The sequence below is a fragment of the Streptomyces sp. NRRL WC-3626 genome (genome assembly GCF_000718785.1).
GTDB lineage: Bacteria > Actinomycetota > Actinomycetes > Streptomycetales > Streptomycetaceae > Streptomyces > Streptomyces edwardsiae.
Map to the genome: position 1 here is coordinate 427,011 of NZ_JOCA01000001.1, position 15,338 is coordinate 442,348.

At 72.7% G+C, this 15,338-nt stretch carries 12 protein-coding genes; 6 read left to right on the plus strand and 6 right to left on the minus strand.

Going from position 1 to position 15,338, the window contains the following annotated elements:
- Positions 1–67 precede the first annotated feature (67 nt).
- Positions 68–1,222, plus strand: coding sequence for a polyprenyl synthetase family protein (locus IF28_RS0101845; protein ID WP_030212780.1), 1,155 nt, complete (start codon positions 68–70; stop codon positions 1,220–1,222).
- Between the two features lie 379 nt (positions 1,223–1,601).
- On the opposite strand, the gene IF28_RS0101850 is transcribed toward IF28_RS0101845, so the two are convergent.
- Together IF28_RS0101850 and IF28_RS0101855 are read right to left on the minus strand one after the other, a co-directional pair.
- Entirely contained in the window at positions 1,602–2,852 is a 1,251-nt protein-coding gene (locus IF28_RS0101850; protein WP_030212781.1) for an NAD(P)/FAD-dependent oxidoreductase, read from the minus strand.
- Between the two features lie 224 nt (positions 2,853–3,076).
- The gene (locus IF28_RS0101855; protein ID WP_030212785.1) at positions 3,077–4,087 is read right to left on the minus strand and encodes a MerR family transcriptional regulator; all 1,011 of its coding nucleotides are present in this window, start codon (positions 4,085–4,087) and stop codon (positions 3,077–3,079) included.
- Between the two features lie 161 nt (positions 4,088–4,248).
- Between IF28_RS0101855 and IF28_RS0101860 the strand changes: the two genes are divergently transcribed.
- From IF28_RS0101860 to IF28_RS0101870, 3 genes are all read left to right on the plus strand, one after another.
- Positions 4,249–4,875 carry an RNA polymerase sigma factor gene (locus IF28_RS0101860; RefSeq protein WP_030212787.1) on the plus strand — a complete coding sequence of 209 codons (627 nt, stop codon included), beginning with the start codon at positions 4,249–4,251 and terminating at the stop codon, positions 4,873–4,875.
- Between the two features lie 91 nt (positions 4,876–4,966).
- Positions 4,967–5,806 (plus strand): DUF4397 domain-containing protein, encoded by an 840-nt coding sequence (locus tag IF28_RS0101865; protein ID WP_030212791.1) that lies wholly within the window; start codon positions 4,967–4,969, stop codon positions 5,804–5,806.
- Positions 5,799–6,437, plus strand: a complete 639-nt coding sequence (locus IF28_RS0101870) for a class F sortase (protein ID WP_030212794.1) — start codon at positions 5,799–5,801, stop codon at positions 6,435–6,437. The genes IF28_RS0101865 and IF28_RS0101870 overlap by 8 nt, the downstream gene beginning before the upstream one ends.
- Before the next feature lie 4 nt (positions 6,438–6,441).
- Here the strand turns inward: IF28_RS0101870 and IF28_RS0101875 are convergent, their stop codons facing one another.
- Positions 6,442–7,191: a hypothetical protein gene (locus IF28_RS0101875; RefSeq protein ID WP_158713633.1), complete on the minus strand. Its 750-nt coding sequence runs from the start codon at positions 7,189–7,191 to the stop codon at positions 6,442–6,444.
- Between the two features lie 26 nt (positions 7,192–7,217).
- Complete coding sequence (locus tag IF28_RS0101880; RefSeq protein ID WP_311709566.1) at positions 7,218–11,135, minus strand: SGNH/GDSL hydrolase family protein; 3,918 nt, start codon at positions 11,133–11,135, stop codon at positions 7,218–7,220.
- Positions 11,136–11,460: 325 nt separating this feature from the next.
- Here IF28_RS0101880 and IF28_RS0101885 point away from each other — a divergent pair, with 325 nt between their 5' ends.
- The gene (locus tag IF28_RS0101885) at positions 11,461–13,374 is read left to right on the plus strand and encodes an SMI1/KNR4 family protein (protein WP_030212801.1); all 1,914 of its coding nucleotides are present in this window, start codon (positions 11,461–11,463) and stop codon (positions 13,372–13,374) included.
- 106 nt (positions 13,375–13,480) lie between these two features.
- The gene (locus IF28_RS0101890) at positions 13,481–13,990 is read left to right on the plus strand and encodes a hypothetical protein (RefSeq protein ID WP_030212804.1); all 510 of its coding nucleotides are present in this window, start codon (positions 13,481–13,483) and stop codon (positions 13,988–13,990) included.
- 4 nt (positions 13,991–13,994) lie between these two features.
- Here the strand turns inward: IF28_RS0101890 and IF28_RS0101895 are convergent, their stop codons facing one another.
- Positions 13,995–14,180: a DUF397 domain-containing protein gene (locus IF28_RS0101895; protein WP_030212806.1), complete on the minus strand. Its 186-nt coding sequence runs from the start codon at positions 14,178–14,180 to the stop codon at positions 13,995–13,997.
- On the minus strand, positions 14,177–15,061 hold the full coding sequence (locus IF28_RS0101900; protein WP_030212809.1) for a helix-turn-helix domain-containing protein: 885 nt from the start codon (positions 15,059–15,061) through the stop codon (positions 14,177–14,179). The genes IF28_RS0101895 and IF28_RS0101900 overlap by 4 nt, the downstream gene beginning before the upstream one ends.
- Positions 15,062–15,338: the final 277 nt, after the last annotated feature.

Consider the following 15,338-nt stretch of genomic DNA (forward strand, 5'->3'; position numbering starts at 1 on the left):
CATCCGTACGAGGGCCCTCGGCCGAAGCACTGCCGTGCGGATGACCGAGAGCGAGAAGGGGTCGTACATGCCTGGACTGCCGCCGATGGTTGCCCCGTCGGACGAACTCGTCGACGGCCCGGTCACCGCGCCCGGCGCCACGGAATCCGTCCGCACCGTGCTCGAGCAGGTCCTCGACGAACGGCTGCGGCGTTCCCGGGCCGTCGACCCCGTCTTCGCCCGGGAGCTGGCCGCCCGCCTGGTCGCCCTGATCGCGCGGGGCGGAAGACGGCTGCGTCCGGCGTTCACGGACTGCGGCTGGCGTGCCGCGGGCGGCTCGGGCGACACCACCGGGGTCCTGCGCACGGGAGCAGCCCTCGAACTGCTCCAGGCCTGCGCCCTCGTGCACGACGACGTGATGGACGGGTCCGTGCGGCGCAGAGGCGGTCCGGCCCTGCACGTCGAACTGGCCCGCCGTCACTGGGCCGGGGGCATGCACGGCTCCGCCGAGGAGTTCGGGACGTCGGCCGCCGTGCTCGCCGGTGACCTGGCGCTGGCCTGGGCGGACGACCTGCTGACGGAGACGGCGCTCGGTACCCCGCACGGCCGGCGTCTGCTCGAGGAGTGGCGGGCGATGCGCACCGAGATGGTCGCCGGGCAGTACCTCGACCTGCGTGCCCAGGCCGCTCGTTCGTCGGGGGCGGACGAGGCGCTGGCCATCGCCACCCTGAAGAGCGCGATGTACACCGTCGCCCGGCCCCTGGCCCTCGGAGCGCTGCTCGCCGGAGCGGACGATCACGTGCTGGACGCGCTGCGGGCGGCCGGCCGGTGCGCCGGGCTGGCCTTCCAGCTCCGTGACGACGTCCTGGGCGCCTTCGGCGACCCCGCGCGGACCGGCAAACCGGCCGACGACGACCTGCGCTCCGGCAAGCTCACCTATCTCCTCGCCGTCGCCCTGCGGCTCGCCGACGCCGCCGACGGTCTCCAGGCCGCCGCGGCGCCGCCTCCGCACCCGGACCCGGACCCGGACCCCGGTTCCGGGCACGCCGTCGAACGGATGCGGGCGGCGCTGCGGCGCACCGGAGCCCGGGACCTGGTGGAGGCGAGGATCGAGGAGCTGACGGACATGGGCATCGCGCACTTCGAGGCCACGGGCGCGCCCCCGGCCGTGCGGCGCGAGTTCGCCGCACTGGTCCGGCACGCCACGGGCGTGGCCCCCCGCCGGGCCGAGGAGGTCGCGTGAAGGGAGTGCCCGGGCCGACCGGCGGCCATGTCGTCGCGGTGGGCGCCGGGCTGTCCCGGCCGGCCTGCGCCCTTCGTCCGCCGCACGTCCGCCGCGCCAAAGGCCGCGGCTCCGGACGCGCTGACGACGGCGTCCAAGCCTCCGAGTGCGGCGTGGGCCGGGCGGCCCGGGTCGCGTCCGGCGCGGGCCACCCGCGCGCCCCGGCCGGCCGGTTAGGCGGTGATCGCACCGCCCGGCACTCCGGTGGCACCGGCCACCAGGACTCGGGCGTCCGTCGGTTCCACGCCCTCCTCCGCACGCGGACGACGGGTTGATCCACGCGTCCCCGCTTCGGCGGCGGGGCGCTGGGGGATGCGGCCCTCGCGGCGCACTCCCGGCGTCAGCTCCCCGGCCCGAGGTCGGCGGACACCTCTCGCGCGGCGCGTGTGCCCGAAGCCAGGGCACCCTGCACCGAGCCGGTCGCCCGGTGGTCCCCGCACACATACCTGCCCCGGGCGAGGCGGGTGGTGCGGCTCAGCGGCCAGGGGGGCGGCATCGCCGGCAGCGCGCCCTCGACGGTGCGGGCGGCGACCTGCTGCCAGCCGCTCGTGCCGGTCCCGTACAGCTCGGCCAGGCGCCGGAGCACCGCCCGCGCCCTGCCGGGGAGATCCGTTCCCAGTACGGAGGTGGAGATCAGCGCGGTGCCGGGGGGCGCGTAGGTGGGAGCGACCGCGCTGATCACGCAGGTGTTCAGGACGGTGCCGGTGCTGTCCGTCATCAGGGTCGGTCCGGCCATGGGTGTGCTGTCGGTGGCGTGGTAGTAGGTGGTGACGGTGCGTGTGTCCGGCACGGTCAGGTCCGGCAGCAGGCGGGCGGCGGCCGCCGGTTCCGTCGCCACCACGACGGCCCGGGCGGGCACCTCGCCGCCGTCGCCCAGCAGCACTCCGGCGTCGGTCACCTCCGCGACGGGTGTGCCGAGGCGCAGGACGCCGTCGGGCAGGCCCTCGGCGAGCTGCGCGGGTACGGCGCCGATGCCCTCCGCCGGCAGGCACAGAGACCCGCGGACCATGCTCCGCCAGACCAGGTGGAAGAACCGCGCGGAGGTTTCCAGCCGGTCCTCCAGGAACACACCGGACAGGAACGGCCGCAGAATGCCGGCGATCACGGCGTCCGACAGTCCCGCCCGGGCGAGGGCTTCCGAGGTGGGGCGGTCCCGGCGCCGTCTGGTGGCGGACACGGGCAGCACGGCGTCCCGTGCGGTGAGTGCGGCCAGCGCGGCCAGGTCCCGGGCCGGCAGGACCCGCCCCGGCAGCAGGGTCCCTGCCGCACCGGGCTCCCTGGTCGGATCGAAGAGGCGGACAGGCCCGCCCGGAGTATGCGCGACGACACCCGCGGTGAACGGGCGCAGCCGCAGGCTCCTCAGCTCCACGCGCCGCTTCACCTGCGGATACGAGGTGTTGAACACCTGGAATCCGCGGTCCAGCAGGAATCCGTCCCGCCGGTCCGTGCGCATCCGGCCGCCCACACCGTCGGACGCCTCCAGCAGGGCCACCCGCCATCCGGCGCGGCACAGGTCCAGGGCGCACGCCAGGCCGGCCAGGCCCGCACCGACGACGACCACGTCAGGTGCCCGGCGATGTTCGTCGCTCATCCGTCTCCTCGGGGTCGACGCCGTACACGTGGCGCCCGGAGGCCGGAGCCGTCCGCTCGGCCTCCGCCATTGCCGGTACCCGCGACCGGACGGCACAGACCGGTGCCGGACACGCGCGGGAGCACGCGCCGGCGAGCGGCGCGGCCGTGACCACAGGTCCAGCGGACCACGTCCCCCGGCCGGCAGCCAGGCGCCACGGCCGAGAGGCGTCGGACGACAACCCCTCACGGGGACCCCGGCGCCTCCAGGGCGGCGACCGCTTCGGCGAGCCCCGACGGACGCGCCGCACCGGCCACCGCCTGCCCGGCCCAGCCGGGTCCCAGGGTCAGGACGACCGGTCCGCGACGGGCGCCGCGCACTCCCCACTCCATCGCGGCCACGTGCCGGGCCAGCGGCCGGCTCGCGGTGGTACGGGACTGCGCCCACAGTCCCACCGCGGCCGGCCCGGTCCTGCGCACCGCCGCGACGAGCGACTCGACGGGCAGGGCACCGCCGAACATCCGCACCGGGACGCCTCGCTCCGTCAGTGCCGCGGACAGCACCTCCAGCGGCAGGGTGTGGTGCTCCCCCGGCACACAGGCGAGGACCGTGGTGGCGCCGGGACGGTCCGCGACCGTGTGGGGCGTGGCGCGCCGAAGCGCGCCGGAGACATGCCAGGACAGGAAGTGCTCGACCTCGACGTACCTCTCGCCCGAGGTCTCCCATTTGCGGCCGACGGCTTGGAGCGTCGGCACGACGACCTCGGTCCAGGCGGCGACCAGTCCGTGTTCGGTGATCGCGGCGAGCAGCAGTTCGTCCAGGGCGGCGGCGTCCAGACGCAGGGCGGCACGGGCGATTCCCCTGCACTCCTGACGTACGTCGCCGAGTTGCAGGCCGCTCCCCGCCCGGCTCCGGCGCGGAGCCGGGGCCTGTGGCGATCCGGCGGCGCGAGGAGACCGGGAAGCCGCGGCCGGCGGCTTCCCGCTGCGCGCGAGCCGTGCTGCCTCGGCCGGCGGCAGCCCGGTCGCCGTCAACGCGCACATCCGCTCCAGCCGCGCCACGTCCGCCGCCGTCCAGCGCCGGTGCCGGCCGCCCGTGTGCGCGTCCGGGCCGAGTCCGTACCGGCGGTCCCAGGTGCGGACCGTGGTGGGGGCCACCCCGAGACGCCGGGCCACCTCGCCGGTGGTCAGCCCGGCCGCGCCCTGCGGACCGCCGTCGCCGGCCCGGTCCTCACCGTTGTCCCTCCGCACGCTCATACCTCCACCGTACGACGCACAAACGACGCATGTTGCCTGCGTCGTTTCGCGCATTCGACACTGGGAGCACGCGCACGGTGGGGATGCGAGCCGGACCGGCGGATCCGCCGTCCGGCGGACGGCCCTCCGTCCTCGTACGACGCACGGCAGGAGGAACGGCCATGGACACGCACCCTCGACCGGCCACCGCCCCCGTTCCGCCCGGGGAGGAGAAGCGGTACGAGGAGGACCTGGCCCGCCGCCTCGTCGGCGCCGACGAGGTCGCGTTCGCGGCCATCTACCGGCGCTGGGGCTCACTGGTGCACACCATGGCCACCCGGTCCCTCGGCGACACGCACGAGGCCGAGGACGTCACCCAGCAGGTGTTCATCGGCGCCTGGCGCGGGCGGCACGGCTTCCGGCCCGAGCGGGGCGCGCTCGGCGCGTGGCTGGTCGGCATCGCGCGCCGCAAGATCGTCGACGCGCTGGCGGCTAGGACCCGGCGCCTGTCCCTGATCGAATCGGCCGCGCGGGACACCGCGCCGGCCGGACTCGTCCAGCAGGCGCCGGACGTGGTGCTCGACCGCGTGCTGCTCGTCGAGGCCATGTCCCGGCTGCCGCGCACCCAGCGCGAGGTGCTGTGCATGGCCTTCTACGAGGACCTGACGCAGGTCCAGATCTCGGAACGCACCGGAGTGCCCCTGGGCACGGTCAAGAGCCACACCCGCCGCGGCCTGCACCGGTTGCGTACGGCCGTCGGTCAGGGCGACGCGCACGGCACCCGGCGTGCGACCGCGTCGAAGAAGTGACGCCCCGGGCGCATCCACGGCGCCGCCCGCCCGCGAAACCCCTGTGAGACTCCGCGACAGGCGGAGACTCCCTACGAAGGGATGATCCCCCATGACTTCCCGGACCACCATCGCCGTCGCCGCCTCCGCCGGGGCCTGCGCCCTGGTCCTCGGCATGACCGCACCCGCCATGGCGGCGGCCCCCGCCCAGGCGCAGGACAAAGCCATGGTGTCCGTCTTCCACGGCATCCCCGGCATGACGGTCGACGTCTACGCCAACGGCGACAAGCTGCTCGGCGACTTCGAGCCGGGCACGGTGACCGACCCGCAGTCCCTCGACGCGGGAACCTACGACATCCAGATCTTCGAGGCGGGCCAGGGGCCCGACGGAACACCCGCCCTGGAGAAGCAGGTGAAGGTGCCCGAAGGCGGCAACGCCACGGTCGCCGCCCATCTCTCCGCCGACGGCGAACCCCGGCTGACGGCATACACCGACGACGTCTCCGAGGTGGACGCGGGCAAGGCCCGTCTGACCGTTCGCCATGTCGCGGCCGCGCCCGCCGTGGACGTCCGGGCCGGCGGACAGCCCGTCTTCACCGACCTGACGAACCCCGGCGAGGACACCGCGGCGGTCGACGCGGGCAGCGTGAACGCCGACGTCGTCCTCGCGGGCACGGACACCGTGGCCATCGGACCGGCCGAACTCGACCTCAAGGAGGGCACGAGCAACGTCGTCTACGCCTGGGGCAGCGCCAAGGACAAGAACCTGGCCCTGGCCACCCAAACGCTCAGCGGCATGGAGACGACGCCCAACGCGGTGCACGCGGGCGGCAGCGGTGCCGCCGTCACCCCGAACTCCTCGGACCAGTGGCCGGCCTGGGCCGCGGCGGCCGGAGCGATCACGCTGACGGGTGTCGTGGTGGCCCGGCGGATGGCCGGCCGGCGTGGCTGACGCCGCGCGCCGGCTGATCCGACCGGCGATGGCGGCTGCTGCTCTGGCGGCCGTCCTCGCCGTTTCGGGCGGGCCGTCGGAGCACGCGCCCGCCCCCGCCGACTTCGGATCCACGCCCTCGCAGCGAGCGGTGGCGGCCCCGTCGCCCGGCGGTACGGAGTCACCGACCGGCACCGCCGCGACCGCGCCGCCCGAACGTGTCCGGGTCCGCGACGTGGGTCTCGACGCGCGTGTGCGACCGGTCGGCGTGACCGGACGGGGAGCCATGGCCGTCCCCGACGACCCCTCCGTCGCCGGCTGGTACCGCTTCGGACCGGTCCCCGGAAGCCCTCGGGGCTCGGCCGTACTCGTCGGACACGTGGACGGGGAAACGGGCGCCCTCGGCGAGTTCGCCGCCCTCTACGACGTACGGCGCGGTGACCGCGTCGAGGTCCTGCGGGCGGAGGGTGCGCCGGTCGTCTACCGCGTCGTCTCGCGCACCACCCTGCCCAAGGACGAGCTGCCGCCCTCCGTGTTCCGCCGGACGGGAGACCCGGTCCTCACGCTGATCACCTGTGCGCCCCCGTTCGAACCCGAGCACGGGGGCTATCTCGCCAATCTCGTCGTCACGGCGGAGCCGGTGCGCGAGTGACAGCTCAGCAGGAGAGCGCCGGGACCGCTGTCGCGGAGTTCGGGCCGCTGACGTCCTGGACGGGCCGGGTGAAGCGGTAGCACTGGGCGGTCGTCGCTTCCGGGGCCGTGACGAGGACGGAGACGGTCGCCGTGTCCTTCTCGTGTGCCGCGCTCCTGACGTCGTAGGTGCGTCCCCGGCCGGTGGGGTCGAGGGCCTTTCGCACTCCGGCCCGCGTCAGGTCCTCGGTGTGCAGGTTCGCGATGCGGGTGCGCGCGAGGTTGACCGCGCCGCTGATGCCGGTGCCCGGACGGCACGCGTCGGCGGCCCGCTCGGACACGCGCGACGTCCACGCCCGGCCGGGGTGTCGGGTGTAGGCGACGACGAAACACCGGGTCACCATGTCCGGCCCGCCGCCGTGGAGCAGGGCCTTCCTGGGGTATTCGGCGTGGCTCGTGGCCGTGGCCGTGAACGCCTGGCGGGACGCGTCGTAGGTGATCACGGGAGCCTCGGAGTGCCGCCAGATCACTTCCGTGAGCGCGTCGGCGTCGGTGGTGCCGGCCGTGCCGAGGGCGCGGGCCGTATCGTCCGCCGTGTCACGGGCCTGTTGGCGGATCGACACGTACGCCGCTTCCCTGCGCTCGTCGTTGACCTTCCCGTCGTGCCAGGCGCGGTACCACAGCCAGGAGGCCACGGTGCCGAAGACGACGATCAGCACGGCCAGTACGGTGAGACAGCCGGTGGTCACGAGGCCGGTCGCCCGACTCGTGACCACCGCACTGCCGTTTGTTTCAGAGCCCACTAACTGCCTTTGTATCCGATGTCGGCCAGCTTCTGGTTCATCACCCCGGCGTAGCCCGTGGTGCCGGCGTTCTTCGGGTGGAACGACTCGAGGCTGGCACAGATGTTCTCCCCGGGCCAGGGCAGGCACGGGGCCTGGTTGGCCGGGTCGCCGTCGTGGAAGTCTCCGTCACCGTTCGGGCCGGCGACGACGCCGTTGATCCACTCGTCGGAGTCACAGACCCCGTGGCCCCGGAACGCGGGGATCGCGTCGGCGAACTCCACCTTGACGCCCGCCTTCTTCAGCTCCTCGACCTTGGCCTTCTGCTTGTCCCGGACATAGTCGGCCAGCTCGTTCAGCGCGGAGTTGACCGCGGTGCACTTCTCCTCGCTGACCAGACGGGGATAGCCCATGAGCACGATCTGCGCCTTCGACGCGGCACCGGCGATCTGGTAGATCACCGACTCGGTGTCCTCGACCGCCGTGTCGACCTTGCCCTTGTAGTCGTCGGGGTCGCACACCCCGATGACGTAGCAATTGGTCACGGCGTTGGTGAAGTTGTCGCCGTCGTTGCCGCCGATGGTCAGCATCACCAGGGTGGTGTCGTCGCTGAGGACGCCGGAGTCGAGCTGGCTCTTCTCGTGGTAATTGCCGATCTTCCCCCACGGTGTGGGGTCTCCCGAGGTCAGCTGCCAGGTGTGCGCGCCCGAGCAACTGACGTCCAGGTAGTCGACGGCGGTGCTGCTGCCGTCCGAGAGGGTGCCGATGCTGGAGCTCTGACCGGGCAGCTTCACCTTGCGCGGCCAGGAGTTGTCGCCGCGCCGGCACGCGTTCCAGCTGGTCTTGCCGTGGCCCCGGTCGGACTCGGGCGAGTAACTCCCGGAGCCCTCGCCGGAGGTGTAGGAGTCGCCCATGGCGACGACCATGTGCTTCGGCTTGCCCGACAGCGGCTGGAAGGCGACCGCGTCCCAGGCGACGTCCTCGTCCGCGGTGCCGTCCTCCGTGGTGTTCGTCAGCTCCACCCGCGGGGTGCCGGTGAAGCGGTAGACGCCCAGCTCCACCCAGGTGTTCTCACCGAAGCGGGTGTTGATGTAACGGTCGCGGTCGCCGCCCTCGACCCCCTTGATGACGTAGTGGGCCTGCTGGGTGTGCGCCCCGGTGTCCGGCATGTGCGCGTAGACGCGGGCCCATTCGACGCTGCTGCCGAGGGTCCAGGTGCCGTCGATGGTCATCCGGCCGCCCGAGCCGCCGAGGTGGGCGGTGTCGCGGGTGTGCGTGTACCAGAAGTGGCCGCCGTGTCCGCCGCCGATCTGGTGGAGGTCGCCCTTGGCCTCGTACGGGCCGAGCCCCGGTCCGGTCGCCGCCGGGTTGGGATGGAACGTGAACTGGAAGCTTCCGGAGTCGGTGCCCGACGACCCGCAGTCACTGTAGGTCTGGATGCCGTCCGGGACGGAGTCCACGATCAGCGCCCCGGCCGGGGCGGCGCCGCACTCCGAGTTGCCGTACTGCAGCCGGAAGCCGCGCCCCGGTTCCTCGCGCAGCGTCACGTACTTGATGTTCTCGTTGCCGCAGTCGGCGTCGCAGTTCGCCTTCCACGTCACGTTCGATCCACGCCACCAGTACTTCTCGTAGCACTGCGCGTCGGGGCAGTCCGGCGGGTTGGCGGAGTCGCAGTTGTTCGTGGAGTTGCAGAACGCGTCCAGCGGCGGCTTCACCCGGTCGCGCTGCCCCGGGTTGACCCACCAGGCGGGCCGGAAGCCGGCACTGGCGAAACCGGACTCGCCGGGCCAGTCCTGCCGTCCGTCGGTGCCGTAGGAGTAGCCGGTGTCCATGGACCAGGCGGCCCAGCCCATCACCTTCTCCTCGTACGGCCAGTTCTGGGGCTTCGCGGCGTCACGCGGGTCGCTCATGAACGGGTGCCGTGACGGCGGGTAGAAGGGGTTCGCCGGGTTGTTGTACCAGCCCAGGCCCCACGGCTTGCCGTCGCCGTTGTTCGGGTTGAAGCCCAGGTTGTAGTTCCACAGCGCGGCGAACCAGTTCTCCGGCTTGGACGGGTCGTCGTTGTTGACCGTGATGGTCTGACCCGAGGTGTGGAGCTGGTTCCACTTGTCCGCGAGGATGTACATCGACGCGGCGATGTTGACCGAGTAGTCCAGGGCGACGGCCTTCTGCGCGTTCGGCGCCAGAGAGGTCTCCCCCTCCTTCTCGTAGCCGGCGAGCCTCATGCCGTCGGTGACCTGGCCGACGCCGTAACCGCAGTCCGACTTGTTCCACTTGATGCGCCAGTACTCCTCGGACGTCTCGCCCTCGTGGCCGTAGAACCCGGCGATCGCGGCCAGCGGATTGCCCATCTGGCCGGGCACGGAGCCGGATTCGGCCTGCCACAGGTTCGACTCCTGGGCGAGCACACCGAGCAGTACCTGGGCGGGGATGCGTCCGCCGCCCTTCAGCGTCGGCGGCGGGAAGAGGCCCTGCGGGTCGATGGTGCCGAGCCCTGTCTGGGAGCGCCAGCCTCCCTGCTTGATCCACTTTGCGCGCAGTTCACCGCGGATCGCCATGTCGACGGCCCACTCGACCTGGTTCGGGGTCGGCTGCAGGGCGAGCGCCTTGACGTCGTTGCGCGGGACCGAGCACCAACGGTCGGTGTCGACGGGGTTGTTGGCCCGCGCGTCGGCGGCCAGTGCGGCTCGCGCGCTCTGCTTGCCGGTGGCGGGGAGGGCCGGTGAGAAGGATTCCTTGCCGGTGGCGGCAGTCGTGTCCAGGACCGTCTGGGTGAGCTTCTCGCCGGTGGTGGTCGCGGTGCTCTCGACGGTCAGCGGTGTGGCGGTCGCGGCCGCGGGCCCCTGCCCGGTGCGGGCGGTGTCGGGGGACGGTTCGGACTTGGTGAAGCCCTTGCCCGCGTTCTTGATGTGGTCCAGGCCGGTGCGTACGCCGGGGCCGAGGACGGGTTCGACGGCGAGCCTGCCGTGGCTCGACACGGCGGCGTCGGCCGGCACGTCCAGGACGGTCACGCCGCTGCCGGCCACCGGAGCCTTCTCGGGCTGCCCGGTGAGGAACACCCGCCCGCCCGCGCCCTGTTCGAGGGCGAGGTCTCCCACCTTGCCGGACGCCAGCGTCGACGGCTCGCCGCTCCCGGTCCACAGCCGCGCCCGGGCCTTCTCGCCCGAGCGGTCCAGGAAGGCGACCCCGTCACGCGTGGGACGGATCTGGAACGGGACGCCGTCCGCGCCGGCCAGGGTGCGGGTCTTCCCGGAGGGGCCGAAGTGGACCAGGTCGTGTCCCCGGGCGGCGACGAGGCCGTCGTCGACGGGCACGGCCGAGGTCACCTGGCCGTTCACGGAGTCGTCCGCGGTGGTCTTTCCGTCGGTCGTGACCGTCAGCAGCCGGGTCCTGTCGTCGCGGAACGCGGTGAACGCGGCGGTGCCGGTCTCGGGGTTGCAGGTCGGGTCGAAGTAGGCGAGCGAGGCGGTGAACGGAAGTTTCGTCACCGTGCCGTTCTTCACGTCGACGACGGCGGTGAACGCGCCGCCCTGCATCAGGTCCGGCTTGTTGGTGAACGTACGCGGCGCGTAGACGGCGGCCACATGGTCGCGGTCCATCACGCACGCGTTGCCGATCCACGTGTCCGCCGGCATACCGGGCTCGGCGAGGGTGGCGACCGTCCGCCACTGATAGGCGTCCTTGCTGTCCGCGACGAGGATCTTCAGCCCGCCCGCGTCCGTCGCCGTGGTCACGGCCCGGTCGGCGGAGGACTTCCAGTCCTTGCCCAGCTTCTTGCCCGGGTCCTGTACCCGGGCGGCCGGCTCCGCCGGGCGGCTGCTGTCGGGCTCCGGTGACGGTGGTTCGGGGGCCGCCAGGGCCGGAGCGGCCTGGACCAGCCCGGTCAGGAGCGCGATGGCCGCGAGGCCCGCGATCCTTCTTCGAGCGTTTCTCTGCACCTTCAAATCCACTCCCGTTCCATGGTTCCACGCGATTGCCATGCCCACGTCAGCATGCAGGCCAGGAGTGATCTGCCCCGCCCGGGTGACGACCAGTCATCCGCCGCGGCGATGACCCTCGTCGGGCGAGGAATGGTCTGGTCCACTCCCCCTGAGCGGCGCAACTGTAGGCACCGCCCGGGTGCGCCGGGCAACACCGCGGACACGCATCGGCCGGAAACCGCCGTTCCGGCTGCGACTCAGGGGCTCAGATTGGCTGGTCCTTGATCAGCGGGGAGCAGACGCTCCGGCCGCGGCTGTCAGTGCCGGCTGCCACAATCGGCCCGTGATCGAGACCACCGGGAACCGTATCGACTGGCAGCAGTTCCTCCGCCGTTGGCAGGAGGAATGGGTTCCGGGCGAGGACGACGTAGAGGACCTGTCGGAGGGCGGCGTGACCCTGGCCGACCTCGCGCTCGCCGCCGCGCCCGCGACGGAGGCGCAGGTGGCCGCCGCCGAGGAGCGCCTGGGTGTGCGGCTCCCTCCGTCGTACCGGCGGTTCCTCGCGGCCAGTAACGGCTGGCGGCTCGACGAGGGGTCCGTCCACCGGCTGGGCGCGGCGCACGAGATCGACTGGTTCGGGGACCCGTTCGACATGACCCCGCTGTACGAGCAGGGGCTGACCGGGCGTTCGACCGAGGAGGAGGTGCTGCTGGCCGGCATGTGGCGGCGGGCACTGCGGCTGGAGACGGACTCGGACGTGTCCTACGCCCTGCTGGATCCCGGTGACACGGACGAGGACGGGGAGTGGGCCCTGTACGTCTACAAGGGGTGGAGCGGTGAACTCCCGGACCGGTATCCGTCGTTCCGCGCGTACATGCAGCGGATGTACGAGCACTTCCACGCCGGCCGGGCGAGCGTACCCGGCTTCGTGAACGACACCACCCGGGCCCTGGACGCGGACGTGGAGCGCGCCCGGGACGAGGCGCTGAGCGGGAGGTGGGAGACGGCCCGGGAGCTCCTCACCGAGGCGGAGCGCTACGGACGGCCCCGCGCGCGGGGCATGCTGCACCAGCTGGCGGCGCTGTCGCACAGCGGTGGGGGCCACGGATTCGGTGCACTCGTCGCCGACCCCCTCTACACGGACGAACTGGTCCCCGTGATGGCCGCCAGGCACCTGCGGGACAACTGCCGCCGCCCCGGTCCCCACCGGTTCCTGCTGGGTGCCGGGACCACTGACGACATCACCGCCGTCGCGGACGTGATCCTCACCCGCATACGCGACCGGTCCTACCGCTACGCGCCGGGCGGCGCGTTCGGCCGGGCGGTGGCCGAGGCGTGGGAGTCGGCGCGACGGGGGGACACGGACACGGCGTGGCGGACGATCCGCGCCGCACTGCCGTCGTGGTCGCCGCCGGGGCCGGACCTGCTGGCACCGCTCGGCCTGCTGGGCGACCCCGTGCTGGGCCCGGTGGTGACACGGGAGCGCGGACTCGAGCTGCTGGCCACACCCCGGGCCGGCCGCTCCGGTCCGGCGCCCGATCCGGTGCCGGACCTGGACCCGCCGGGACTGTGCTGGCTGGCGGAGCCCGCGCGGTGGGACACCCCGTACGACGCCTACCGGTGTCTGTGGGTGGAGGGCGCGGAGCCGGAGGCACTGCCCGGCCTGATCGGGGAGGACGGGAGCACGGGCCTGACGGCTCCGCCCGTCCTGCCCGACGGGTGGTTCCCCTACGACTACCGGCAGCGGGACGACTTGGCGCCGTGGGAGGACCGGGCCGTGGTCGCGGTGGGCCGGACGGCGTCCGGGTGGGCGTTCGGCGTCGACGCGGTCCCGCGGGCGTCGGCGCCCGGCGGCTTCTTCGTCTCCCCGGCGGCCGCGGCGTCGCGCGACGGCCGCGCGGTGGTGCTGTGGGCGCGCCGCGGTCGCGACGGCGGCCTCGCGCTCTTCCACCTGTCGGTCGCCGAGCGGGGCGAGGAACTGTACGCGTACACACTGCGCGACAGTGACGTCGAACGCTCGGGTCCGGTACCCGCCGCCCTCGACCCGGACCGGGTCCTGCACGGCATCGGCGAAGCCGACCACCACCGGCGCCTGCTGACGGCCGTCGCGAAGGAATTCGGCCTCTCCCTGCCCCGGCACGCCCTGGTCGAGGGCATACTGCCGCAGCTGACCACCCGCTCCTGGAACCGCGCACCACGGGAGGGCGAGCCGTACGCGTACGCCAGGATCACCTTCGGGACGGATGAACGGCGTTGACAACGCCAACGTAGACCCACAGGGGTGTACGCTCCCTGCAAGTCATCCGGGCCCGTACACCGAGAGCGGGTCCGGCACCTGTCACCCACCCGAGGAACCGACGCACGTGGTACGCCGAAGCCAGAGCAGCAACCCCCGTTCCGTCGTCGTCCTGACCTCGGGCACGGACTGGGGCACCCGCGCCGCCGGGCAGCGGCGGAGCAGCGGGGCGGAGTCCGAGATACCCCGGCGGCAGCCCGCGAAGATCAAGGCGCTCCGCCAGGCTCTCCATCTGGCTCGTACGGCGATCGGCAAGAAGAACTGGCACGCGGCGCGTCACGGGCTCAGCCGGGCCCGCGCTCTCACCAACGCCCTTACCCCCGGAGTGGCCGTCCGGGAACGTGAGCAGCTCTCGGAACTCCGGAAGAAGTACGCGGCGCGCGATACGCCGGCCGCGAAGAACGCCAGGCAGGCGAAGACGGCACCGGCCAAGCGGGCAAGCGCCAAGAAGCCCGCCCCCGCCGCGAAGAAACCCACCACACAGAAGCCCGGGCCCGCGCCCGTGCGCGACCTCGGTGACCGTTTCATCAACCGCGAGGCCCTCGGCTACGGAGCCGAGGGCTCCCGGACGCGGTGAGGGCTCAACGCTCCGACGCGAACCGTACGAAGCGCTCCCAGCCCTGGCGGTGCACGGCGAAGGGCGGGCGGGTCGTGTCCTTGGAGTCGCGTACGTGGATGGCCTGTTCGGTGACGGCGACCTCCACGCAGTCATCGCCCGAGCTACCGCTGTAGCTTGACTTGAACCAGGCGAGTTCCGTCGTGCTCATGTCTCTCCTCGCAGTCGCTCCAGCAAGGCCCGGGAGTCCTGGGGGTGCAGGGCCTGCGACCGCAGTGTGTCATAGCGCTGCTGGAGGACTCTCACCTCTTTCGAGTCACCGATCAGCCGCCCGCTCTCCTGCCCCTCCGAGTATGCGAGCCGACGCCCTTCCGGGGTCTCCAGCAGGCGCAGAGGCCCATCCATGCACGAGTGGTACTCGGCCTCCAACGGCATGATCTGCAACGTCACATTGCGAGGTGACGTGTGCTCCAGAACGTAGTCCAACTGCTCGCGCCGGACGACCGTGCCGCCCAGCCTCCGTCGCAGGACCGCTTCCTCAACGATGAAGTGGAACGGCACCGTCGGGCGCTCGTACAGCATCCGCTGCCGCGCCATCCTCGCCTCGACCTGAGCCTCCAACTGCTCATCCGTCAGCAGCGGAATCCGGTTCTCGAAGAGCGCCCGCGCGTACCCCTCCGACTGCAACAGCCCCGGAACCAACCGGCACTCGTACGTGCACAGGCTCACCGCCTCGCGCTCCAGCCGGGCCCACCGCCTGAACCAAGCCGCCAGCCCCGCCTCCCCCCGCGTCAGATGCCGCGCGGCCCTCCGCAGCGCACCGGTGTTGCCCAGCGCCTCCTCCGCCCGCTCCACGAACGCCTCATCCGGCATCCGACGCCCCAACTCCACCGACTCCACGGTGTGCTTGGAGTACCGGACGAGCGTTCCCAGCTCGGCCCAGCTGAGGCCCGCGTGTTCCCGCAGCGCCTGAACGAAAGCGCCGAACGTCCGCAGGCTGTCCGACGGATGCGGCTCCCGCTCCCACTCCCCCGCCGGAACCTCCTGCGGCCCGGCACCGACCGCCTCCCCTTCGACTCCGACACTGCCCATCCGCCGCCCCTTTCCTCCATGCCGCGACGGCTCCTCACGCCACCCGCGCCGACCTCCAGCCTGACGGGCCATCAGACGTACCGTCCACTCTGCGTGTCCGTACCCTGACTCACCGTACGGAGTCCCGCACTCGTCCCCGCCCCTGTCCGACCGCCACTCTGAGGTCACGAAGAACCAGGAGAAGCCGTCCACGTACACCGCTCGCCTGCGGAAACACCAGGCGGCGGCCGTACCTCGCCGCCTGGACGAGCGGGAGGGTGCAGTCATGCAGAACGGA